The 22,242-nt window shown below is 71.3% G+C and carries 24 protein-coding genes; 19 read left to right on the top strand and 5 right to left on the bottom strand.

Annotated features, from left to right (window positions below; all coding sequences use genetic code 11):
- Window positions 1-62 precede the first annotated feature (62 nt).
- The 3 genes from ACIBNA_RS18530 (at window position 63) to ACIBNA_RS18520 (ending at window position 2,227) form a co-directional block, all read left to right on the top strand.
- Window positions 63-515 (top strand): hypothetical protein, encoded by a 453-nt coding sequence (locus ACIBNA_RS18530; protein ID WP_399166260.1) that lies wholly within the window; start codon window positions 63-65, stop codon window positions 513-515.
- An 87-nt stretch (window positions 516-602) separates the two neighbouring features.
- Window positions 603-1,286, top strand: a complete 684-nt coding sequence (locus ACIBNA_RS18525) for a DUF305 domain-containing protein (protein WP_399166259.1) — start codon at window positions 603-605, stop codon at window positions 1,284-1,286.
- Window positions 1,287-1,369: 83 nt separating this feature from the next.
- The gene (locus ACIBNA_RS18520) at window positions 1,370-2,227 is read left to right on the top strand and encodes a F510_1955 family glycosylhydrolase (protein WP_399166258.1); all 858 of its coding nucleotides are present in this window, start codon (window positions 1,370-1,372) and stop codon (window positions 2,225-2,227) included.
- A gap of 73 nt (window positions 2,228-2,300) precedes the next feature.
- Here ACIBNA_RS18520 and ACIBNA_RS18515 read toward each other — a convergent pair whose 3' ends face one another.
- A complete protein-coding gene (locus tag ACIBNA_RS18515; RefSeq protein ID WP_399166257.1) occupies window positions 2,301-2,522 on the bottom strand; it encodes a hypothetical protein in 222 nt (73 codons plus the stop codon).
- A 68-nt stretch (window positions 2,523-2,590) separates the two neighbouring features.
- Window positions 2,591-3,178: a TetR/AcrR family transcriptional regulator gene (locus ACIBNA_RS18510; protein ID WP_399166256.1), complete on the bottom strand. Its 588-nt coding sequence runs from the start codon at window positions 3,176-3,178 to the stop codon at window positions 2,591-2,593.
- Window positions 3,179-3,551: 373 nt separating this feature from the next.
- Here ACIBNA_RS18510 and ACIBNA_RS18505 point away from each other — a divergent pair, with 373 nt between their 5' ends.
- The 3 genes from ACIBNA_RS18505 to ACIBNA_RS18495 all read left to right on the top strand — a co-directional run bounded on the left by ACIBNA_RS18505 (window position 3,552) and on the right by ACIBNA_RS18495 (window position 5,760).
- Entirely contained in the window at window positions 3,552-4,100 is a 549-nt protein-coding gene (locus tag ACIBNA_RS18505) for a hypothetical protein (protein ID WP_399166255.1), read from the top strand.
- 130 nt (window positions 4,101-4,230) lie between these two features.
- Window positions 4,231-5,073 (top strand): MurR/RpiR family transcriptional regulator, encoded by an 843-nt coding sequence (locus tag ACIBNA_RS18500; RefSeq protein ID WP_399166254.1) that lies wholly within the window; start codon window positions 4,231-4,233, stop codon window positions 5,071-5,073.
- A 102-nt stretch (window positions 5,074-5,175) separates the two neighbouring features.
- Window positions 5,176-5,760: a hypothetical protein gene (locus ACIBNA_RS18495; protein ID WP_399166253.1), complete on the top strand. Its 585-nt coding sequence runs from the start codon at window positions 5,176-5,178 to the stop codon at window positions 5,758-5,760.
- 96 nt (window positions 5,761-5,856) lie between these two features.
- Here the strand turns inward: ACIBNA_RS18495 and ACIBNA_RS18490 are convergent, their stop codons facing one another.
- Complete coding sequence (locus tag ACIBNA_RS18490) at window positions 5,857-7,281, bottom strand: diaminopimelate decarboxylase (protein ID WP_399166252.1); 1,425 nt, start codon at window positions 7,279-7,281, stop codon at window positions 5,857-5,859.
- A gap of 135 nt (window positions 7,282-7,416) precedes the next feature.
- Between ACIBNA_RS18490 and hutU the strand changes: the two genes are divergently transcribed.
- The 8 genes from hutU (at window position 7,417) to ACIBNA_RS18450 (ending at window position 14,841) form a co-directional block, all read left to right on the top strand.
- Window positions 7,417-9,081 carry a urocanate hydratase gene (hutU, locus tag ACIBNA_RS18485; protein ID WP_399166251.1) on the top strand — a complete coding sequence of 555 codons (1,665 nt, stop codon included), beginning with the start codon at window positions 7,417-7,419 and terminating at the stop codon, window positions 9,079-9,081.
- A 77-nt stretch (window positions 9,082-9,158) separates the two neighbouring features.
- Window positions 9,159-10,361, top strand: coding sequence for an allantoate amidohydrolase (locus ACIBNA_RS18480; protein WP_399166367.1), 1,203 nt, complete (start codon window positions 9,159-9,161; stop codon window positions 10,359-10,361).
- The gene (locus ACIBNA_RS18475; RefSeq protein ID WP_399166250.1) at window positions 10,352-11,704 is read left to right on the top strand and encodes a formimidoylglutamate deiminase; all 1,353 of its coding nucleotides are present in this window, start codon (window positions 10,352-10,354) and stop codon (window positions 11,702-11,704) included. Before ACIBNA_RS18480 ends, ACIBNA_RS18475 begins: the two co-directional genes overlap by 10 nt.
- On the top strand, window positions 11,701-13,032 hold the full coding sequence (hutI, locus tag ACIBNA_RS18470; RefSeq protein ID WP_399166249.1) for an imidazolonepropionase: 1,332 nt from the start codon (window positions 11,701-11,703) through the stop codon (window positions 13,030-13,032). The genes ACIBNA_RS18475 and hutI overlap by 4 nt, the downstream gene beginning before the upstream one ends.
- 460 nt (window positions 13,033-13,492) lie before the next feature.
- On the top strand, window positions 13,493-13,732 hold the full coding sequence (locus ACIBNA_RS18465) for a hypothetical protein (RefSeq protein ID WP_399166248.1): 240 nt from the start codon (window positions 13,493-13,495) through the stop codon (window positions 13,730-13,732).
- A gap of 82 nt (window positions 13,733-13,814) precedes the next feature.
- Entirely contained in the window at window positions 13,815-14,135 is a 321-nt protein-coding gene (locus ACIBNA_RS18460) for a hypothetical protein (RefSeq protein ID WP_399166247.1), read from the top strand.
- A 16-nt stretch (window positions 14,136-14,151) separates the two neighbouring features.
- Entirely contained in the window at window positions 14,152-14,331 is a 180-nt protein-coding gene (locus tag ACIBNA_RS18455) for a hypothetical protein (RefSeq protein ID WP_399166246.1), read from the top strand.
- A gap of 63 nt (window positions 14,332-14,394) precedes the next feature.
- The gene (locus tag ACIBNA_RS18450; protein ID WP_399166245.1) at window positions 14,395-14,841 is read left to right on the top strand and encodes a hypothetical protein; all 447 of its coding nucleotides are present in this window, start codon (window positions 14,395-14,397) and stop codon (window positions 14,839-14,841) included.
- An 86-nt stretch (window positions 14,842-14,927) separates the two neighbouring features.
- Here the strand turns inward: ACIBNA_RS18450 and ACIBNA_RS18445 are convergent, their stop codons facing one another.
- Window positions 14,928-15,854: an RNA polymerase sigma factor SigF gene (locus ACIBNA_RS18445; RefSeq protein ID WP_399166244.1), complete on the bottom strand. Its 927-nt coding sequence runs from the start codon at window positions 15,852-15,854 to the stop codon at window positions 14,928-14,930.
- Between the two features lie 239 nt (window positions 15,855-16,093).
- Here ACIBNA_RS18445 and ACIBNA_RS18440 point away from each other — a divergent pair, with 239 nt between their 5' ends.
- The 4 genes from ACIBNA_RS18440 to ACIBNA_RS18425 all read left to right on the top strand — a co-directional run bounded on the left by ACIBNA_RS18440 (window position 16,094) and on the right by ACIBNA_RS18425 (window position 19,426).
- Window positions 16,094-16,471, top strand: coding sequence for an STAS domain-containing protein (locus ACIBNA_RS18440; protein WP_274816782.1), 378 nt, complete (start codon window positions 16,094-16,096; stop codon window positions 16,469-16,471).
- A 244-nt stretch (window positions 16,472-16,715) separates the two neighbouring features.
- Window positions 16,716-17,270 carry an ATP-binding protein gene (locus tag ACIBNA_RS18435; protein ID WP_399166243.1) on the top strand — a complete coding sequence of 185 codons (555 nt, stop codon included), beginning with the start codon at window positions 16,716-16,718 and terminating at the stop codon, window positions 17,268-17,270.
- Window positions 17,271-17,519: 249 nt separating this feature from the next.
- On the top strand, window positions 17,520-18,215 hold the full coding sequence (locus tag ACIBNA_RS18430; protein ID WP_399166242.1) for an LPXTG cell wall anchor domain-containing protein: 696 nt from the start codon (window positions 17,520-17,522) through the stop codon (window positions 18,213-18,215).
- 215 nt (window positions 18,216-18,430) lie between these two features.
- Complete coding sequence (locus ACIBNA_RS18425) at window positions 18,431-19,426, top strand: hypothetical protein (protein ID WP_399166241.1); 996 nt, start codon at window positions 18,431-18,433, stop codon at window positions 19,424-19,426.
- An 81-nt stretch (window positions 19,427-19,507) separates the two neighbouring features.
- Here ACIBNA_RS18425 and ACIBNA_RS18420 read toward each other — a convergent pair whose 3' ends face one another.
- Entirely contained in the window at window positions 19,508-21,013 is a 1,506-nt protein-coding gene (locus ACIBNA_RS18420) for a peptide MFS transporter (protein ID WP_399166240.1), read from the bottom strand.
- Between the two features lie 518 nt (window positions 21,014-21,531).
- Between ACIBNA_RS18420 and ACIBNA_RS18415 the strand changes: the two genes are divergently transcribed.
- Window positions 21,532-22,209, top strand: a complete 678-nt coding sequence (locus tag ACIBNA_RS18415) for a response regulator transcription factor (RefSeq protein WP_010034575.1) — start codon at window positions 21,532-21,534, stop codon at window positions 22,207-22,209.
- The last annotated feature ends 33 nt before the right edge of the window (window positions 22,210-22,242 follow it).

Below are 22,242 nucleotides of genomic sequence, written 5' to 3'. Positions count from 1 at the left end.
CGGCTCTGTGCCAAGTAACTTAGTAGTATCCCGGTGGGCCGAGTACGGAGGGCGAGTTGACCATGAGCGGGCGGCTGCGGGCAGGTGGGGCCTTCGGGTACCTCCTGCTGGTCGTCATGCTCACGCTGGGCGTGTTCGCCATGCACACGATGGGCCACCCGGAGGAGTCGTCCGGGCACGGCATGGGTGGTGCCGTCCCCGCTGTCGCGGGCGCGCACCACGACAGCTCGGCCCAGAACACCGCGCCCCTGGCCGAACCCGAGGTGACGGCCGGGCACGGGACCGCGGCGTCGGCTGCCAAGTCGCCGGTGCACGAGCTCCCGAGCGGCATGGACCCGATGTCCGTGTGCTTGGCGGTTCTCACCGTGTGGCTGCTCGGGCTGTTCCTCCAAGCGCTGGTGGTCCGCCGGCATGAGCGGCTGACCGCCCTTCTCGCTCGATCGATGGCCTTGGCGCGCCCCCGCACTCCACCGCCGAGACCGCTCCTCTCCCAGTTGTCAGTTCTGCGGATATAGGCCGAACCGTCGCGCGGCCCCTTCAGTGCTGCCCGCGCAGACGCCTACTCCGCACAGACAGAACCGACGACAAGAGGTATCTCGCACATGACTGCCTACAAGCACGCCCTCAACCGTCGCCTGAGCCGCCGTCTCGCGGTGGTGGGCGCCATCACAGCGGGCGGGCTGCTGCTCGCCGCCTGCGGCGGGAACGACATGGAGGGCATGGAGCACGGGAGCGGCAGCTCCGCCTCCGCCTCCCCCTCGCCGACGCAGGCGACGGGTGAGAACCCGGCGCCCGGCGCGTTCAACGACACGGACGTCATGTTCGCGCAGATGATGATCCCGCACCACGAGCAGGCCCTGGAGATGTCCAAGCTCGCGGACGGCCGGGCCTCCGACGCGGAGATCAAGACCCTGGCCGCGGAGATCGAGAAGGCCCAGGACCCCGAGATCCGGACCATGAAGTCCTGGCTGAAGGCCTGGGGCAAGCCGGAGTCCGCCGGGGAGAGCATGCCCGGCATGGACCACGGATCCGGCGAGATGGATCACTCCCAGATGTCCGGAATGATGTCCGACGAGGACATGAAGAAGCTCGAGGCTGCCAAGGGCACCGAGTTCGACCGGATGTTCGCGGAGTTGATGATCGAGCACCACAAGGGCGCGATCACCATGGCGGAGGACGAGCAGAAGAAGGGCCGTAACGCCACGGCCAAGAAGCTCGCCGCCGACGTCGTGAGCGCTCAGTCCGCCGAGGTCGAGAAGTTCGAGAAGATCCTCGACCGGCTCTGATCCGCATCTCCCACTGACCGCCCAGGGCTCCGAGGCACGCACCCGAGGAGCCCGGGCGGTCACCTCCCACGCCCCGAGGAACCATGAACAAGCGCCCTGCCGCCGTGGCAGCCACTGCCCTGGCTCTCAGCCTCACCTTGGCCGCATGCGCAGCCAGCGCAGACTCGACCGGCTCGGACACCACTTCAGGGACGACCGTCAGTCACATCCACGGTCTCGGACTGGACCCCGGCGACCAGCGCCTCTACGTCGCCACCCACGAAGGCATCTACACCCCCGGCCCCAAGGGGGAGCCCGAGCTGGTAGGAGACAGCAAGGACGACTTCATGGGATTCACCGTGGCCGACGACAAGACGTTCTACGCCAGCGGCCACCCGGCCTCCGGCGGCAACAAGGGACTCATCAAGAGCGCCGACGCGGGGAAGACCTGGAAGTCGCTGTCCCTGTCCGGCGAGTCCGACTTCCACGCCCTGGAATCCGCCCACGGCACCGTCTACGGCTACGACGCCACCAACGGCCTGGTGCGCACGACCAAGGATGGCGTCTCCTGGAAGGACGGGGCCCGGCTGGAAGCCATGGACCTAGCGGTCAGCCCCGGTGACCCCGGCGTAGTCCTGGCCACCACCGCCGAGGGCATCGCCCGCAGCAGCGACGGCGGAAAGACATTCGCCCCGGGTAAGGAGCCGGTGATGGCCTTCCTCTCCTGGACTGCGAAAGACGGCCTCTACGGCATCGACACCTCCGGCGGCCTCAACCGCAGCACGGACGGCGGCACCACGTGGAAGAAGGTCTCCACCGTGCCGGGCGGCCGGCCGCAGGCGCTCACCGCTGTCGGCGCGGAGCATGTCCTTGCCGCCACTCAGACCGGGGTGTTCGAGTCGAAGGACGGCGGCAAGGCCTTCAACAAGCGCCTGGCCGTTGCGTCGAGCGGCGGTCACTGAGCCGCGACGGGCGGTCAGGCAGCCATCATGACGAGCATGGCGCACATCGTGCCGCCCATGCCGATGTGCGCCGTCAGGGCCGCGCCCGCTGACGTACCCGTTGGGCGACGGCGGCTTCGGTGGCCCGCCGCCCCGTGGGCCCGGCGCTTGTCGCCTCCCGGTCGGGCCTGTCCCAGACGGAGATGGCCAGGGAAGCGGCGAACACCACGATCGCGTCGGGCAGGGCGAGGAGCCGCCGCGCCCACACGGACGCGACGATCGCGGCGGCCGGCCGGGCCGCGCTCACGACGGCCACGAGTGCGGCGACCGCCGCCGGCGTCCCCTTCAGGGCCGGGGCGGAAGGGGGTTGTTTCCCTGAGGGCGTCAGTCCTGTGGAGGGCGCACGCCGGCCAGGGTGACCGTGACCAGGCGCCGCGCGGCGGCCTCGGACGGCAGGGTTCGTGCCGCCGCCAGGGCGCTGAGGCAGTAGCGGGTGAGTTCGGCGGGCGGGATGTCGTCCCTGACGTCGCCGGCCTGTGCCGCCTCGGACAGCAGGTCCTGAATCATGTGGTGAAGATGCTGGTGCGCGTGGGCCAGGTGGCTGCCGCTGTCCTTGTGCAGGAACGCGCCCAGGTCCGTGTCGTGGTGGCTGTGGGAGCCCTGGTTGATGAGGGCGTAGGCCTCCAGGACCGATTCGAGGCGCCCACGCGCCCCGTCGGTCCGGTCCCTGACTTCCGTCAGGTGGGCGAGGTGACCGGCGATCTCGCGCGCGTGCCAGGCGTGCAGGATCGCTTCGACGTCCGGGAAGTACTTGTACAGCGTGGCCCGCCCGATGCCGGCCTTCCCGGCGATCTGAGACATCGTCACTGACAGCGGGCCGTTCTCGGCCGCCAGGGCGGCGGCGCTGTCCAGGATGGCGTCGCGCACTTCGCGGCGGTGCGCGTCGATCGTCTCGTTCCACAGCTTCGGCACGCGGAAAGCGTACGTGATGCCGACCACGTGACACTATGGATTGACAGCGACAAAGTGTATCGATAAAAGTTGGGGTCATACGAAGGGCACGAGGCCCAGGCGTGGGTGAGACAAGGAGCCCCTTCATGGTGGATCCGTCCGAGAAGCCGAATGCTCGCGGGAAGACCGGTGAAGGTCCCGGCCAAGCCCCGGCGGCGGGAATGCCGCGCTGGGTGAAGGTGTCCGGACTCGCGCTGATCGTGGTCCTTCTCTTCGTGGTCCTGCATCTGGCCACGGGATCGGGTGACCACGGTCCGGGCCGTCACCTCGGGGGAGAAGCTCCGCTCGTCGGCGTCACGGAAACCGCGGCCGGACCGAATGCGGGAGGCATCGGATGACCATGCCGCCCCGCCTGCGCCAGGCGGCCCTCATCGCGCACGTCACGTCCTCTGTGGGCTGGCTCGGCGCGGTCGTCGCCTTCCTGGCCCTGGCGGTGATCGGCATGACCAGCCGGGATCCCGCGACGGTGCGGGGCGCGTACCTCGTGATGGAGCCCGCCGCCTGGTACGTCCTCGTCCCCTTGTCCTTCGCCGCGCTGCTCACCGGCCTCGTCCAGTCTCTGGGCACGTCCTGGGGTCTCGTGCGGCACTACTGGGTGCTGTTCAAGCTCCTGATCAACGTGGTCGCCACCGGAGTGCTGCTGATCTACACGGGGACGTTCAGGTCCATGGCGCACCGGGCCGCCGATCCGGGGGCCGAGCTGGCGTCGGTGCGCAACTTCTCTCCTGTGCTGCACTCCCTGCTCGCGCTGGCTGTGCTGCTGGCGGCCATGGTCCTCGCGGTGTACAAGCCGCGCGGCGTCACTCCCTACGGGCAGCGCAGGCGGCAGGCGGAGCGTGAGAGCCGCGGCACGCCGGGCGCGCTGTCCGTCTCTCGGACGTGAGGTACCGGGACGTCACCGTTCACACCGCCGGCCGAGGGCGCCGCCCGGGATCCGCAGCTCTCCCCGCTTGCCGGTCTGCATATGCTCATGCAGAATCCTCAGCTACTGAATAGGCGAGGGGGAGCACGTCATGAGCGTGACCGACAGCCCTGCCGCGCGGCTGCAGGCGCTCTTCGAGGGCCACCGGCTGACGCCGACCCAGCGGCGCATCGCGCACAGCATGGTGCGACGCGCCGCCGACGTGCCGTTCCTGTCGAGCGTGGAGCTCGCCGAGCTGGCCGGGGTCAGCCAGCCGTCCGTGACCCGCTTCGCCGTCGCCCTGGGTTTCGACGGCTATCCGGCCCTGCGCCGCCACCTGCGCGAGGTCGCGCCCGCCGAACCCGCCGCGGACGCCGGGTCCTCCAACGAGTACCAGCAGGCCGTCGAGGCCGAGATCGAGAACCTGCGGCACCTGGCGGAGGCCCTGGCCGACCCCCGGCCGGTGCAACGGGCGGGGCGCCTCCTCGCGGCCTCCCGCCCGCTCCCCGTCCTCGGACTGCGGGCGGCGGCAGCCCAGGCGCACGGCTTCGCGTACTTCGCCGCCAAGGTCCACCCCGACGTACGGCTCCTCAACGAGGGCGGCACGATGCTCCACGACCGCATCGACGCCGTCGTCCGGGCCGGGGCGACCGCACTGCTGTGCTTCGCGCTGCCCCGGCACCCCCGCGAGGTCGTCGACACCCTCGACTACGCCGGACAGGCCGGGCTGACCGTCGTCACGGTCGCCGACTCCGCCTTCGCGCCGGTGGCCAAGGTGTCCGACGTGCTGCTCCCCGCCGCCGTCGGCACCGGCCTCGCCTTCGACACGGCCTGCGCCCCGATGCTGCTCGGTCGGGTCCTGCTGGAGGCGATGTGCGACGACCTGCCCGAGGCCCAGTCCCGCCTGGAGGAGTTCGACGCGAAGGCGGCTGCGCGGGGGCTGTTCGTGGACTGACGGCACGCACGGCGCCTTCTCAGATTCGTCTCACGTTGTGTCGCTAATGTGCGTCTCCTGAAACGCCCTTCAGACGCTTCGGAGACTGAACGGAGGCTGAACGTGACGCGCGGAGGACAAGGGCTGGCTCGGGTCGCCGTCGTCGTACGAGCGGGAGCGGCACCGTTGTGGTGGCTGGGTGTGTTCGCGGCGGGCATCGGCCTGTCGGCGCCGGGGCTGACCGGGCGCCGCATCGGCGTCCTGGCCGGCGCGGCGCTGTTCGTCCTGGCGATGGCCGTCGTGGCGTACGGACGCCGCAAGCGGTACGTCGCCCTGGCCGCGTCCGCGGCCCGTGCCGCCAAGCACGACGTACTCCAGGACCGCCATGTGACCGTACGCAACTGGCGCCGCGCCCACCGCTGGTGGCTCCTGCTCGCTTTCCTCGCCGCCCTGGGCAGCGCCTTCGCCGTACCGGCCGCGGGCGGCCTGCTCCTGGCCGGCTGCGGCGCCGGCCTGTGGCTGAAGGCCGCGTGGCTCGGCCGCCAAGAGCGCGCGGACGAGGTGCTGCTGTGGGTGCGCGTGGACTGGCTGCGCGGGGGCGCGGGCGGCCCCGCGGGCAAGCCGGTCAAGGGCTACCGCAGCACGGGGATCGCGGCGGGCGACGCGGCACCGGGCGGGGCAAGAAGGAAGACCCCGGCGCTCGTGTGAGCGGGGCTTGCTCGCGCACGGAGGGGCCTGGGGCTGTGCCGATTTGCGGCTCCGCCGCGCGGGCGCGACCAGTCACAACGAACGCGCAGCCGGGAGCTACGGAAGCCCCCACGGCGCCCGGCCGCCCACCAGCGCATCGACCTGCGCCCCTCCGGACTCCGCCACAACCTCCTCGACCGTCTGCGCCTTACGCACCACCGCGAAGGCGACACCCCCCTCGCTACCCGGCCCGAACCCGTAAACCCCGGGCCGGACAAGCGAGTTGTACGCGTAGTGATGCGCGAAGTAGTACGCCCCGGTGTCCAGCGCCGCCGCGAAGTCCCCCTGCTCCAGCAACGGCAGCGCACACCCCTCGGCCAGCAGGTCGCCCGAGAAGCACGCCGGTCCGGCCACGTCCTGCACCACGGCCGGACCCACCTTCGGGCGCCCCTTGGAGTCGTACGCGGCGATCCTCAGCGGCCAGACCCCCGGCGCGTACACCGTCCGCGTCGCGACCTGCACGCCCGCGTGCGTGACCGCCACCGGCCGGCCGCCCGCGCTCTTGGCGTACTCGACCCGCGCCACGACCGTCCCGTGCTTCGCCAGCAGTGACCGCCCGAACTCCGTCACCAGTCCGTACCGCCCGTCGAACAGCCCGGGTACCTCCTCGGCCAGCATCCGCGCGTACTGCGCGTACGTCGGCGTCGTCGCGTCCGACGCGAAGTTCACCGGCAGCCCGCCGCCGATGTCGAGCGTGTCGACCTGCCGCCGCCCGGCCCGCCGGTTGATCTCCTCCGCCAGCTCGTACGTCGTGGCCACGCCCCGCGCCATCAGGGACAGCGGGACCCCCTGGGACCCGGTGTGCGCGTGCAGCCGGGTCAGCCACGGCCGGTCCAGATACGCCCGGACGACCCACTCCCGGGCCCCCTCGTCGCGCAGCGCCACCCCGAACTTCGACGTGGCCGTGGCCGTGGACGTCGACTCGATGGAACCCCCGCCGATCTGTGGATTCACCCGTATCCCGAGCGGGGAGCGGCTGGCCGCGATGGGGGCACCTCCCACGCCTTTCGGGCTGTGGGGGATCATCAGGCCGTCGATGCGGTCCAGCTCCTGCGGATTGTCCGCGTTGACGGCGATGCCCAGCGCCAGCGCCTCGCGCAGCTCCCCGGGCGTCTTGGCCGGCGAGTCCAGCACCGTCATCTCCGGGCCCAGCCCCGCCGCCCGTGCCAGCGCCAGCTCGCCCGGGCTCGCCACCTCCGCGCCGACGCCCTCCTCGCGCAGCAGCCGCAGCACCGGCACCAGCGGGGTCGCCTTCACCGCGAAGGCGTGCAGCACGGGCGTGCCCGGCGCCACGACCGCGTCGAACGCCGCCCGCAGCTGCGCAGCCGACTCCCGGATGCCGATGACGTCCAGCAGCCCGACGATGGGGCTGTCGGGCCCGAGCAGCCCCTGCTCCACGGCGGCCCGTACCGCCTGCTCCCGCCGGGCCGCCCGCCCGGCGCCGGAGTCGCGTGCCTCTTCTGCCTCGATGTGTGCGCCCATGCATCCAGCCAAACATTCATGGCACCGCCACGCCGACCCCCGGACGTATTGACTAGCCCTATTCAGATGGCCAGGATGTGAATAACCGCAGCAACAATCCGCCGGGAGCACCACGCACCCACCAGGAGGCAGACCATGTCAGGACCCCGCCCTGTCCGAGCGCCGCGCGGCACGGAACCGAGCGCCCTGGGATGGCAGCAGGAAGCCGCCCTGCGGATGCTCCAGAACAACCTCGACCCGGAGGTCGCCGAGCACCCCGACAAGCTCGTCGTCTACGGCGGCACCGGCAAGGCGGCGCGCGACTGGCGCTCCTTCGACGCGATGGTGCGGACGCTGCGGGGGCTGAAACAGGACGAGACCATGCTGGTCCAGTCCGGCCGGCCCGTCGGCGTCATGCAGACCCACGAGTGGGCCCCGCGGGTCCTCATCGCCAACTCCAACCTCGTCGGCGACTGGGCGAACTGGGAGGAGTTCCGCCGCCTGGAGGCCCTCGGCCTGACCATGTACGGGCAGATGACGGCCGGCTCCTGGATCTACATCGGCACCCAGGGCATCCTCCAGGGCACCTACGAGACCTTCTCCGCCGTCGCCGCGAAGAAGTTCGGCGGCAGCCTCGCCGGGACGATCACGCTGACCGCCGGTCTCGGCGGCATGGGCGGCGCCCAGCCGCTCGCCGTGACGATGAACGACGGTGTGGCGATCTGCATCGACTACGACCCGCGCGCGATCGAGCGGCGCATCGAGCACCGGTACCTGGACGTGAAGGCCGACTCCCTCGACCACGCCCTGCGGCTCGCCGTGGAGGCCCGCGACGCCCGCCGCCCGCTGTCCGTCGGCGTCCTCGGCAACGCCGCCGAACTGGTGCCGCAGCTGCTCGCCATGGGTGCCCCGATCGATGTCGTCACCGACCAGACCTCCGCCCACGACCCGCTGGCCTACCTGCCCCTGGGCACCGCCTTCGAGGACATGGCCGACGCCGCCGCCAAGGACCCGGCCGGCTTCACCACCCGGGCCCGCGAGTCCATGGCCCGGCACGTCGAGGCCATGGTCGGCTTCATGGACGCCGGCGCGGAGGTCTTCGACTACGGCAACTCCATCCGCGGCGAGGCGCAACTCGCCGGATACGAGCGGGCCTTCGCCTTCCCCGGCTTCGTCCCCGCCTACATCCGCCCGCTGTTCTGCGAGGGCAAGGGCCCCTTCCGCTGGGCCGCCCTGTCCGGCGAGGCCTCCGACATCGCGAAGACCGACAGGGCGATCCTCGACCTCTTCCCGGAGAACGAGTCCCTGGCCCGGTGGATCCGCATGGCCGGGGAGCGGGTCCACTTCCAGGGCCTGCCCGCCCGTATCTGCTGGCTCGGCTACGGCGAGCGGGACAAGGCCGGTGAGCGGTTCAACGACATGGTCGCGAGCGGGGAGCTGGCCGCGCCGGTCGTCATCGGTCGCGACCATCTCGACTGCGGCTCCGTCGCGTCTCCCTACCGGGAGACCGAGGCCATGCTCGACGGGTCCGACGCGATCGCCGACTGGCCGCTGCTGAACGCCATGGTGAATGTGGCGTCGGGGGCGTCCTGGGTGTCCCTCCACCACGGGGGCGGGGTCGGTATGGGGCGGTCGATCCACGCGGGGCAGGTGACGGTGGCCGACGGTACGCAGCTGGCCGGCGAGAAGATCCGGCGGGTGCTGACGAACGACCCCGGCATGGGGGTCATCCGGCATGTCGACGCCGGGTACGACATCGCTGAGTCGGTGGCTCAGGAGAAGGGCGTCCGGGTGCCGATGCGTGAGGGTGACTCGGCGTGACCGCACCGAACGGCGACGCTCCGGTGGGGGCGGGCACATCGCTGCCGTCCGCTCCCGTCGGCGGCTCCTTCCACCAGATGTGGCGCGACCTGCTCCCCCTCGGCCGCCACCCCGCCTCCAACGGCTACCGCCGCTTCGCCTGGACCCGTACCGATGGCGACTGCCGGGCCTGGTTCGAAGAACAAGCCGCTGCCCGGGGGCTGCGCTACGAGGTCGACCGGAACGGGAACCAGTGGGCCTGGCTCGGTGACCCCGCCCTCGGGGACGCCGTCGTCACCGGGTCCCATCTCGACTCCGTGCCGGACGGCGGCGCCTTCGACGGCCCCCTCGGAGTCGTGTCCGCCTTCGCCGCGCTGGACGAACTGCGCGGCCGGGACGCGCGGTTCACCCGGCCCCTGGGCATCGTGAACTTCGGTGACGAGGAGGGCGCCCGGTTCGGACTCGCCTGTGTCGGGTCCCGGCTCACCGCCGGGCAGCTCACCCGCGAGCAGGCGCACCGGCTCACCGACGGCGACGGCGTGACGCTGCCGCGCGCCATGGAGGCCGCCGGACACGATCCCGACGCCATCGGGCCCGACCCCGAGCGGCTCGCCCGCATCGGCGCCTTCGTCGAGCTGCACGTCGAGCAGGGACGCGCCCTCGACCTGTCCGGCGACCGGGTCGGCATCGCCAGTGCGATCTGGCCGCACGGCCGGTGGCGGTTCGACTTCCGGGGCGAGGCCAACCACGCCGGCACCACCCGGCTCGCCGACCGGCGCGATCCCATGCTCTCCTACGCGCAGACCGTCCTCGCCGCCCGCCGCGAGGCCGAACTCGCCGGTGCAGTCGCCACCTTCGGCAAGATCGCCGTCGAGCCGAACGGCGTCAACGCCATCCCCTCCCTCGTGCGCGGCTGGCTCGACTCGCGCGCCGCCGACCAGGACAGCCTGGACGCCGTGGTCGCCGGCGTCGAGAAGGCGGCCGGGGAGTACGCCGCCGCCCACGGTGTCGATCTCGCCGTTGTCCGCGAGTCGTTCACCCCCGTCGTCGAGTTCGACCACACCCTGCGCGACGAACTCGCCCGCATCCTCGGCAAGGACACCGACCTGACCGTCCCCGTCCTCGGCACCGGCGCCGGACACGACGCCGGGATCCTGTCCGGGAGCATCCCGACCGCCATGCTGTTCGTGCGCAACCCCACCGGCGTCTCCCACTCACCGGCCGAGTTCGCGGCCGAGGACGACTGCGTGGCCGGGGTCCTCGCGCTCGCCGACGTACTGGAAGGACTGGCGTGCAGGTGACCACAGCAGCCACGCGCACGTACTGGCTGGAGCACGCCTGGCTCGGCACCCACGTCGAGCCGGGCGTCGCCCTGGACGTGAGGGACGGTCGCATCACCGCCGTTAGGACCGAGGTCACCACCCCGCCCCCCGGAGCCGAGGTCCTGCGCGGCCTCACCCTCCCCGGACTGGCCAACGCCCACAGCCACGCCTTCCACCGCGCCCTGCGCGGCACCGTCCAGGTCGGCTCCGGCACCTTCTGGACCTGGCGCGAGGTCATGTACGCCACGGCCGCCCGGCTGACCCCGGACAGCTACCACGCCCTCGCCCGCGCCGTGTACGCCGAAATGGCCCTGGCCGGCATCACGGCGGTCGGCGAGTTCCACTACGTCCACCACGCCCCCGGCGGCACCCGCTACGCCGACCCCAACGCCATGGGCGAGGCCCTGATCGCGGCCGCCGCCGAAGCCGGGATCCGCATCACCCTCCTCGACACCGCCTATCTCTCCGCCGGCTTCGGACAGCCGCCCACCACCCCTCAGCTCCGCTTCTCCGACGGCACGGCGGAGGCCTGGGCCGAACGCTGTTCAGTTCTCAAGGAACGAGATCACGCGCGGATCGGAGCGGCGATCCACTCCGTACGGGCCGTGCCCGCCGACCAGCTGGCGACCGTCGCGCGGTGGGCCGAGGAGCGGCGGGCCCCGCTCCATGTGCACCTGTCGGAACAGACGGCCGAGAACGACGCCTGCCGCCAGGCCCACGGCCGCACCCCCACCCGGCTGCTCGCCGACCACGGCGTGCTCGGCCCGCGCACCACCGGCGTCCACAACACCCACCTCACCGCCGAGGACATCTCCCTCATCGGCGGCAGCGGCACCGGCACCTGCATGTGCCCCACCACCGAGCGGGACCTCGCCGACGGCATCGGGCCCGCGGCCGCCCTTCAGCAGGCGGGCTCGCCGCTCTGCCTCGGCTCCGACAGCCACGCCGTGATCGACCTGCTCGAAGAGGCACGCGCCATGGAGCTGAACGAGCGCCTGCGCACCCGTGCCCGAGGGCACTGGACGGCGGCCGCCCTCCTACGGGCCGCCTCGGCGGACGGGCACTCGGCACTCGGCTGGGAGGACGCGGGCGCCCTGGAGCCCGGCGCGCTCGCCGACTTCACGACGATCGCGCTCGACTCGGTCAGGACGGCAGGGCCGCTTGTGCGGCTCGGGGCCGAGACGGCCGTATTCGCCGCGTCGGCAGCAGACGTGTCGCATACGGTCGTGGGAGGTCGGCACGTCGTACGCGACGGGGTCCACCGCCTCGTACCGGACGTGCCGAAAGCCCTCGCGGACGCCGTCGCAGCCCTGCGCGGATGACCCCGGGCCACCCGCCCGCGCCGCCCGCCGCCTCCCCCGGACCCGACCCCACCGCCGACCAGGCCACCAAGGACGCCATGAGCAACGCGACGACCGTCAGCCCCGCCCACTCCGCGAGCACCGCAAGCACGCTCATCACCAACATCGCCGCCCTGGTCACCAACGACCCCTCCCTCGGATGGGGGTCCCCCCGCTCGAGTAAATTCGAGAGTGGGGGAGGATCCCCCCTCGGACTGATCCAGGACGCGGCCGTCGTCATCGAAGGCGACCGCATCGCGTGGACCGGTGATCAAAGCAAAGCACCCGCCACTGACAATCGGGTCGACGCCGGCGGCCGGGCGGTCCTCCCCGGCTTCGTCGACTCCCACTCCCACCTCGTCTTCGCGGGCGACCGGACGCAGGAGTTCAACGCCCGGATGTCGGGGCGGCCGTACAGCGCGGGCGGCATCCGCACGACCGTCGCGGCCACCCGGGCCGCCACGGACGAGGAACTGGAGGCCAACGTCGTCCGTTACCTCGCCGAGGCCCTCCGCCAGGGCACCACCACCTTCGAGACGAAGTCCGGCTACGGCCTCACGACCGAAGACGAGTCCCGCGCCCTGCGCGTCGCCGCCCGTCACACCGACGAGGTCACCTACCTCGGCGCCCACATCGTCGCCCCCGAGTTCGCCGAGGACCCGGCCGCCTACGTAGCCCTCGTCACCGGCGAGATGCTCGACGCCTGCGCCCCGTACGCCCGCTGGATCGACGTCTTCTGCGAGAAGGGCGCCTTCGACGGCGACCAGGCCCGCGCGATCCTCACCGCCGGCGTGGCACGCGGCCTGCACCCCCGTATCCACGCCAACCAGCTCTCGTACGGCCCCGGCGTGCAGCTCGCCGTCGAACTCGACGCGGCCAGCGCCGACCACTGCACCCACCTGACGGAGGAGGACGTCGACGCCCTGTCGAACAGCCGCACGGTCGCCACCCTCCTCCCCGGCGCCGAGTTCTCCACCCGCGCCGAGTGGCCGGACGCCCGCCGCCTCCTCGACGCGGGCGTCACCGTGGCCCTCTCCACCGACTGCAACCCGGGCTCGTCCTTCACCTCGTCCGTCCCGTTCTGTATCGCGCTCGCCGTACGGGACATGGGCATGACCCCGGACGAGGCCGTCTGGTCGGCCACGGCGGGCGGCGCCGCGGCCCTGAGGCGCACCGACATCGGCCGCCTCACCCCGGGCGCGTACGCCGACCTGATGCTCCTCGACGCCCCGAGCCACGTCCACCTGGCCTACCGGCCGGGCGTCCCGCTGGTCACCGGAGTCTGGCGGCGCGGGGAGCGGGTGCTCTGACCAACGAACGCACACGAAGGTTGTGCACGATTTCCATACCGTGTGCATAACGAGTGCATGAGAAAAGGGAGTTGACGACCCGCCACACCAACCTGGTTCGTACATAACGGACTTGACCCCCCTCACGGCGCGGCGGAAGATCGCGCCAGTCGCTCCGCGCGCACCCTGACCATGCGCCGGCCGCACGCGACGAGGGGGTCTTCTTCGGCACGGCCCCCGACGGGGGGTGCCGTTCCATGCGCGGACGCGTCGGTGTGAGCTGTGCACCGCCACGATGACAGCGCTAGGGCGCCGGCCTGATCGAGATCGACAACAACATCGTGTCCGGGCGGGACTTCGGCCAGAGCGACTTCAACCCCGGGGCCGAACTCGGCGGGCTGGACACGAACCTCGACAAGGACGCCTACGCGGCTGGGGACAGATCTGGGCCCGGGTCACCATCGACGCCCGCAACCACTGCATGCAGCAGGGCATCATCAACGGCACACCGCTGACCGACGCGGACGAGCGGGACGTGTGGAACAAGCTCCACGACGACCAGGAGTACAACGTTCGCTCGGTCGCGTACCTGACGGTCTGCAACGCCCACCAGCTCGGTATCGCCCGGCCGAGCCCGACCACCAGCCTCGCCGACACCCAGGCCCTGCTCGCCCGGTACAACGGCACCGGTGCGCGGTCGCTCGGTACGGCCGCGAACTGATCGGTCTGTACCGCGTGCTGGAGAATTACAACGCGCTGTCGCGCGGCAACTGACGACCTGCGCGTACGGAGGAGCGGGACGGATGGCAAAGCACTGGTCGGCACCGCTCCTGGTGAACCTGCTGCTCGGAATCCCGGCGGTGGTGCCGATCTGGTTGCTGTGGTACCTCGCGGTGAACTGGCCGCTCGCCGAACTCGGGCTGACGGTGCGGGAGCCGACGGAGAACGACGGGATGGCGCTCTGGCTCGTGATCGTCATTCCCGTCGTCACGCTGTACGGCCTGATCTGGTGGCTGGCCAACAGCCCCCTCCGGCGCCGCACCGCGCTGGCTCCGCGTACGTACTGGCTGCTGAGCGTTCTGGCCCCCTGCCTCCCGACGGTCGTCCTCATCCTCATCCCCTGAGAAAGGAACAGCAGACGTGCAGCACGACATGCGCAACGCCGTATCGAGACCAACCCTGGTGAGGACCGCCGGCGTGATCACGGCCGCTGCGGCGGTCGGCTCTCTCGCCACGGTCACCGCCACGGCCGCCCCCGCCGCTCCTCTCGGCGCCCGGAAGAAGGCCCCCACCTCCGCCAACGGCCGGCCCCTGGAGTAGCAGGCCAACCACGTCTCCACCGTCTGGACGCGCCCCGTCTCGGGCACCGGCCTGGAGGTCGACATGCGGATCGGCGACGTGGAGGCGATCCTGCTCCATGCCGTGCGGCGCTACCACTACGGGCCCCGCGTGGACCTCGCGGGCTGGCAGCGGATCGACGGCCTGAAGAAGAGCGAGCCGGAGTCCAACCTCGCCTCGGGGACCGCGGTGCGGATCCGCCCGGGCGCGGGCGCGAGCGGCAGTCTCTTCCCGCTCCAGGTGCTGACGGTGCGCGACATCCTCGCGGACTGCGAGGGCGTGGTGCGCTGGGGCGGCGACGACGATCCGGTCGACGAGTCGCTGTTCTACATCGACCGCGGCCTGGACGACGCGTCGGTCCGTGAGCTGGCCGACCGGCTGCGGCTGGCCGAGGCCACGCCCGGCGAGGGCGCCGGAGCGATGGTGGACGTGCTGGCCCCGTCCCGGAGGGACCGCGCGAAGCGGCTGGTGAAGGAGCAGCGGGCGAGCTGAGCCCTTAGGAGACGCGCCCGGGGGGCGGACCGTTCGGTCCGCCCCCGAAGGACAGCGTCACCCGGTACGGCGTTGTCCGGTGAGGATCACTCCTCGACGGTCAGCCCCTTGCGCAGCCGTACCAGCGTCCGCGACAGCAGCCGCGACACGTGCATCTGGGAGATGCCCAGTTCCTCGCCGATCTCCGACTGGGTCATCCCCGCGACGAAGCGCAGCGAGAGGATCTTCCGGTCGCGCGGCGGAAGTTCGGCGATCAGCGGCTTCAACGACTCGACGTACTCGATGCCTTCGAGTCCGTGGTCCTCGTAGCCGATGCGGTCCGCGAGCGCGCCCTCGGAGTCGTCCTCCTCCGGCTGGGCGTCCAGCGAGGAGGCGGTGTAGGCGTTCGACGCGGCCATGCCCTCGACGACCTCGTCGTTGGAGATGTCGAGGCGCTCGGCCAGTTCGGTCACCGTCGGGGCGCGGTCCAGCTTCTGGGCCAGCTCGTCACCGGCCTTGGCCAGGTCGAGCCGCAGCTCCTGGAGCCGCCGCGGAACGCGCACGGACCACGAGGTGTCGCGGAAGAAGCGCTTGATCTCGCCGACGATGGTCGGCATCGCGAACGTGGGGAACTCGACACCCCGAGACAGCTCGAAGCGGTCGATCGCCTTGATCAGGCCGATGGTGCCGACCTGGATGATGTCCTCCATCGGCTCGCTGCGGGAGCGGAACCGGGAGGCGGCGAACTTGACCAGCGCGAGGTTCAGTTCGACGAGCGTGTTGCGGACGTACGAGTACTCGTGCGTGCCTTCCTCCAGCGACTCGAGGCGCTCGAAGAGGGTCTTGGACAGCGCCCGTGCGTCGACCGCGTCGACTTCCTCGTACGGGGGGATGTCCGGAAGTCCGGCGAGAAGGTCGTCCTGTGTGACGAGCATCTCGTCCTGCTCGATGGGATCCAGATGTTCCGGAGGGGGTGTCGACGTCGCTTTCTGGGTACGCGATGCGTCGAGCCGGGGTGACATGATGTCCTCCATCGTTCTCGGCATATGGCTGCCGGAGCCAGTACGTGCACTGCGGTGTGCGGCGCCTCCAAAGCCGGCCGTGGTCGGTTACGTGTCCTTACTAGGCCTACCCGCTTTCCCGAGCCCACCGCAAGTGCGTTCTGTGTGCATATGTCCGTTTGTGTGTGGTTGTTCGGGTGTCGAAGCGTGGCGGGAAGGCGTAGTGTTCGAGGGCGTCAGCAGCAGTCACGACGTCGGGAGAGAGAGACGGCATGGACCGCGGGACAGTCGGCAGCGCACAGTCTGGCCGGCTTCTGGTGGAGGTGCGGGAAGAGGGCTCTAACGCCGTCGTGACCCCGGCGGGTGAGTTGGATCACCACACCGCCGATCTGTTGCGTGAGCCACTCGAGGACTGCCTCTCCAAGGGATTCAAGCGCCTGGTCATCGACTGCGCGCGGCTGGAGTTCTGCGACTCCACGGGGCTCAACGTGCTCCTTGGCGCGCGACTGAAGGCCGAGGCCGCCGGTGGTGGCGTGACGCTCGCCGGGATGCAGCCGGTAGTGGCACGCGTGTTCGAGATTACTGGCGCGGATGCGGTCTTCAGTGTCCATGACACGCTTGAGGCGGCCCTGGCCGACGAGTCGGGCTGACCGGCGGTGCGTCCGCGCGCCGAGCCTCGGCCATCCCCCTGTGACCGGTGCCCTACCCCAGTCACGCCTTTCGTGCCGAATACGGGGGTGTTCTGCCCGTCCGCCCGGGCAGGAGACATCCTGAAACGGTCGGCCATCAGGGCGGCGGGGGCGCCGCGAAACCGTCGTGCCGCGCACTGCGTGACTGACTGTGTAGTGGATTTTCTGAAATCGTGAACTGGTGAATCGGTGAGGTGAAGCGCTGATGAGCACCACCCGGCCCTACTCGCCGGGAGACCGCGGGCCGGAGCCCAGCGGCGCTTCCGGGGCGTCCGAGGGTGGCGTACCGGCGGGCGGTGCGCCCGGCGAGGGCGTGGCCGCACCGGGCGGAGCCGCGGCGCCCCCGGGGGGCCGACAGGTGCGCCGGCTGAGCTTCGACGGGGCGAGCGGTGTCGTTCCGCTCGCCCGCGACTTCACCCGCCAGGCGCTGTACGCGTGGGGCTGGCTGCCGGCCGCCTCCGCGGACCAGCGGGCCGCCGCCGAGGACGTGCTGCTCGTCGTCTCCGAACTGGTCACCAATGCCTGTCTGCACGCCGAGGGGCCGGACCAGCTGTGGATCACCTGCGACAACAAGGTGATCCGCATCGAGGTCGCCGACCGGGGCACCGGCCAGCCGTCACCCCGCACCCCGCACCGGGCCGGTCGCCCCGGCGGCCACGGCATGTTCATCGTCCAGCGGCTGTGCCTGGACTGGGGCGTCGTCCGCACGCCGGGAGTCGCCGGCAAGACGGTGTGGGCCGAACTGGGAGCGCCTGCCTGATCCGCGGGTGTTGCGAGCGCGCCAGGTGCAGGTTCCCGGGCCGTCCGGGTGAACGATGAGCGGGCGATTCGCCGGCTACTGCCTGGCCGCCCCCACGAAACCTCCGCCGCACATCCCGCCGTCCGTCACTCACCACACGCCGGATCGCCACGGATCCGGCGCGCACTGTCTCTTCCTTCCTCGACGTCCCGGGCGTACCTTGACGGCCCGATCTGATACCCCGTCAGGAACAGGAAGGGGAGCGGCACCGTGTCGTACCGGAATCGAACCGCCGCGCTCGCGTCCGCCGCGGCCCTGGCCGGCTCGGCGGTGTTGATGGCCGCCCCCACGGCCCGGGCCGAGGTCGTCGACGTCAACTACCAGTGCAAGACGCCGATCGGCGACAAGAGCGCCGTCTCGCCCATCGACATCAAGGGTGTCAGGAGCGGCAGCGGCTACCGCATCACCATGTCCTGGCAGAAGGGCGTCTCCTCCAGCCCGGTCGAACTGGGCAAGGGCGCGATGACGCCGAGCGCCACCATCGACCTGGGCGGCGCGGACAGCGGCACCCTGACGGTGACCGGCCCCGCCAACGACGCCGCGATCCCCGCCAACACGCCGATCAAGATCAACGACCTGAGCGGTACGTACACGCCGAAGAAGAGCGGCGAGGTCACCTTCACGGCCGGCGTGCTCACCATCAAGGCGCTCGGCACGACGACCACGTGCACACCGACGAACGACCCGGGCCCGTCCCTGACCCTCGACGTCACGGCCGCGAGCGGTGGCGGTGCCACCGGCTCCACCCAGGGCGGCGGCTCCGGTTCGGGCTCCGGCTCCGGCGCCGAACTCCCGCAGACCGGCCCCGAGGACTCGGCCGTAGCCCTCGGCACCCTCGGCGGGACGGTCCTGCTCGCCGGCACGGCGGGCGCCCTGTGGCTGACACGACGTCACCAGGGGGCCTAGGGATGCCCGCAAAGTCCCGCCTGCCCTGCGGGTGGACGACGGGACTCGGCGGACCCCTCCAGGGCCTCTGCGAAGGTCCGCCTGCCGTGCGCAGCCCGGCACGCCGAGAGCGCGCACCGGACGCCGCCCGGCCGCCCTTCGCGTGACGACACCGCTTTCGCAACAGGCCCTGGTACGCCACCGAGCGCACGCCCGTACGACCGCTGGAGCCGCCGATGCCGTACGTCGCCCGTGTTCCGTACCTGTCACTGTCCCTCCTGCTGGTGCTCCTGCTGGGTCTGGCGGGCGCCGGGGCCGCCGGAGCGGTGGACCGGCCCGTCGTCGAGCTGTCCAAGGCCCAGGCCGGGACGGGCGGTTCGGTCACCGTCACCGGCAGCGGCTGGCGGCCGCGGGCCCTGCTGACGCTGCTGGTGTGCGGGCAGGCCGAGCCGTCCCGGGGCGTGACCGGCGGCACCAACTCCTGCGCCAACGCCGACGGCCGGGCCGTCACCACCGACGCCGAGGGGCGCTTCCGCCGTGAACTGCCCGTTGTAGAACCGCCCGTGCCGTGCCCCTGCGTGGTGCACGTGGCGACGGTGACCGGGGCCGGGGCCGAGGCCGACGCGGTCCTCCAGGTCGCCGGGCACGCCGTCGAGCCGCTGCCCGCGGACCGGGCCGGCGGGCGGCTGTCCCTGCTCGCGGACACCCGGCTGCGCGGCTCCGGCGGGCTGCTGACCTGGTTCGGCTCCCCGCCCGCCCGGACGCTCGTGGTCACCGTCGGCAACGTCGGGACGTCCCCCGTGAAGGACCCCGTCTTCCAGGTCGGCACCTCCCACGGCGTATTCGCCCCGCAGTGGCAGGACCAGCGCTGGCGCGGCACGATCCGGCCCGGCGGGAAGGCGCGCATCGAACTCCCCGTCGAACTCGCGGCCGGGGCGCACGGCGACTACACCGTGTCCCTGAAGTACGGCGGCAAGGTCCTCGCCGAACACCCCTGGGGCGTGGGCCGCCCGTGGGGCGTGACCCTGTTCTGGGTCCTCGTCTGCCTGGTCGTCCCGGCGGCGCTGTTCCGCGCCGGCCTGGCCGTCGTGGACCGCGTACACCCCCGCCACGCCGTCCACGCGGCCCGCCCGCCCCGCCGCCGGCGGCTGCGCCTGCCCGCCGCACGCCGGCCCCCGGCACTGCCGTGGGTCGCCCCGGACGCCGAACCGCCCAGATCGACGAAGGCATGAAGAGCATCGTGAAGAACACAAGGACATGACGAAGGGCCGCCGCACCACGCAGGTGCGACGGCCCCTCTCAGGCTCAGGCGATCAGCGGACGTCGCCCATGAGCCCCTTGACCTTCTTGCGGAACATGTACACCGCGAAACCGGCGACCACGGCCAGCGCCGCCTCCAGCGCCACGAATCCCGTCCGGTCCAGGTTGATCCCGCCGACGGCCGGGTTGGACAGCAGCGCGGTGACGGAGTCGCCCGCGGTGACCGCGAGGAACCAGACGCCCATCATCTGCGAGGCGTACTTCGCCGGCGCCATCTTCGTCGTCACGGACAGGCCCACCGGCGACAGCGTCAGCTCGCCGACGGTCTGCACGAAGTAGACCGCGACCAGCCACATCGCCGCGGCCTTGTGACCGCCCTCCGCGATCGACAGCGGGGCGAGGAAGAGGAAGAAGGACACACCCACCAGCACCAGGCCGGAGGCGAACTTCACGATGGTGCTCGGCTCCTTGCCACGCCGGTTCAGCCACAGCCACAGCCAGGCGAAGACGGGCGCCAGGGCCATGATCAGGACCGGGTTGACCGACTGGTACCAGGAGACCGGGAACTCCCAGCCGAAGACGGTGTTGTCGGCCTTCTCGCTGGCGAAGAGCGACAGGGTCGAGCCGCCCTGGTCGTAGATCATCCAGAAGACGGCGGCGGCGACGAAGAACCAGACGTACGCCGACACCTTCGAGCGCTCGCCGGAGTCCAGGTCCTTGTCGCGCAGGATGCGGGTGATGACCAGGATCGGCACGATCAGGCCGAGGAGCGTGAGCGGGATCAGCGCCCAGTTCAGGGTGAAGTGGCCGGTGCCGCCGACCAGGCCGTAGAAGACCACGGCGACGGCCAGCCAGATCAGGCCCTTGCGCAGGGTGGCGGCCTTCTCGGCGGGCGACAGCGGGGTCGGGACCTCGCTGCTCCTCGGGTTCAGGTGGCGGCCGCCGAGCAGGAACTGGACGAGGCCCAGCGCCATGCCGAGCGCGGCCAGGGCGAAGCCCAGGTGCCAGTTGACGTTCTCGCCGACGGTGCCGATGACCAGCGGGGCGACGAAGGCGCCGAGGTTGATGCCGATGTAGAAGACGGTGAAGCCACCGTCCCGGCGCGGGTCCTCCGGGCCGTCGTAGAGGTGGCCGACCATCGTGGAGATGTTGGCCTTCAGCAGACCGGAACCGATGGCGACCAGGCCCAGGCCGACGTAGAAGCTCGCGGCCGCGGGCAGCGCCAGGCACAGGTGGCCGAGCATGATGACCAGGCCCGCGACGGCGACCGTCTTGCGGGGACCGAGCACACGGTCGGCGAACCAGCCGCCGGGCAGGGTGAGCAGGTACACCAGGGACAGGTACACGGCGTAGATCGCCGTCGCCGTGCCCGCGCTCAGGTGCAGGCCACCGGGGGCCACCAGGTACAGCGGGAGCAGGGCCCTCATGCCGTAGTAGGAGAACCGCTCCCACATCTCGGTCATGAACAAAGTGGCCAGTCCGCGGGGGTGGCCGAAGAAGGTCTTCTCGGAACCGGGGGTGCCCGGACGGGCCGAGTCCTTCGTCAGGCTGGACGCCATGGTCGTTCCTTGCTGGTCGGGACGCGCTCCGCGGCAGCGGTGGTGCGCCCGGTGGGGGGCTGCCGGCACCGGTGCGTACGGCCGTCCGCCCGACGCCTACGGGGGGTCCGCTCCGGGGCACGGAGCGGTGGGCGGTCGCCACCGGGGGCCACGCCTCTACGCGCGTATCCGCACGACGAGGCCCGGCCACAGGTCGTTTCCGGTTCGGGGCTGGTGGGGACCAGCCCGCACACAAAAGAGACCTCCAGGGGCAAACAGCCTCCGAAGGTCGCCATGGTGCTACAGGCGTTGATTCACCATACGGCAGGACACTGCCGCATATGGAAGGACTTGAGACACGGATCACAGGTGCCGGGGGAACCGTAAGCACCATTTCCATGGTCCTTACCGGGATCGCACCCCACAGTCGGAGGTTTATACGCATACCCGCGGAACGTAAGAAACGGGTGTGCCACGGGTAAGAATCAAGGCTTCCGGTCACACCCCAGCTCAGGGCCTCGCAGGTCTACCATCACCTCATGACCCGTGTACTGCTCGCCGAGGACGACGCGTCCATCTCGGAGCCGCTGGCCCGTGCTCTGCGCCGGGAGGGCTACGAGGTCGAGGTGCGTGAGGACGGACCCACCGCTCTCGACGCCGGAATGCAGGGCGGCGTCGACCTGGTCGTGCTCGACCTGGGTCTGCCCGGCATGGACGGTCTGGAGGTGGCCCGCCGCCTGCGTGGCGAAGGCCACAGCATCCCGATCCTCATCCTGACCGCCCGCGCCGACGAGGTGGACACCGTCGTCGGACTCGACGCGGGCGCCGACGACTACGTCACCAAGCCGTTCCGGCTCGCCGAGCTGCTCGCCCGCGTCCGCGCCCTGCTGCGCCGCGGTGCCGCCGAGCCGCAGCAGCCGCCCGCCACCCACGGCGTGCGGATCGACGTCGAGTCGCACCGCGCCTGGATGGGCGAGGAGGAGCTCCAGCTCACCGCCAAGGAGTTCGACCTGCTGCGGGTGCTGGTGCGCGACGCCGGCCGGGTCGTCACCCGCGACCAGCTGATGCGCGAGGTCTGGGACACGACCTGGTGGTCGTCGACCAAGACCCTCGACATGCACATCTCCTGGCTGCGCAAGAAGCTCGGCGACGACGCGGCCAACCCCCGCTACATCGCCACCGTGCGGGGTGTGGGCTTCCGCTTCGAGAAGAGCTGAGCCGCGGGGCAGGCACGGGTAAGCACGGGTAAC

This window comes from Streptomyces sp. NPDC050164 (genome assembly GCF_044459945.1).
Lineage (GTDB): Bacteria > Actinomycetota > Actinomycetes > Streptomycetales > Streptomycetaceae > Streptomyces > Streptomyces coeruleorubidus_A.
The sequence above is the reverse complement of the archived record's forward strand: the minus strand, read 5'-3'. Positions and strand labels throughout refer to the sequence as shown.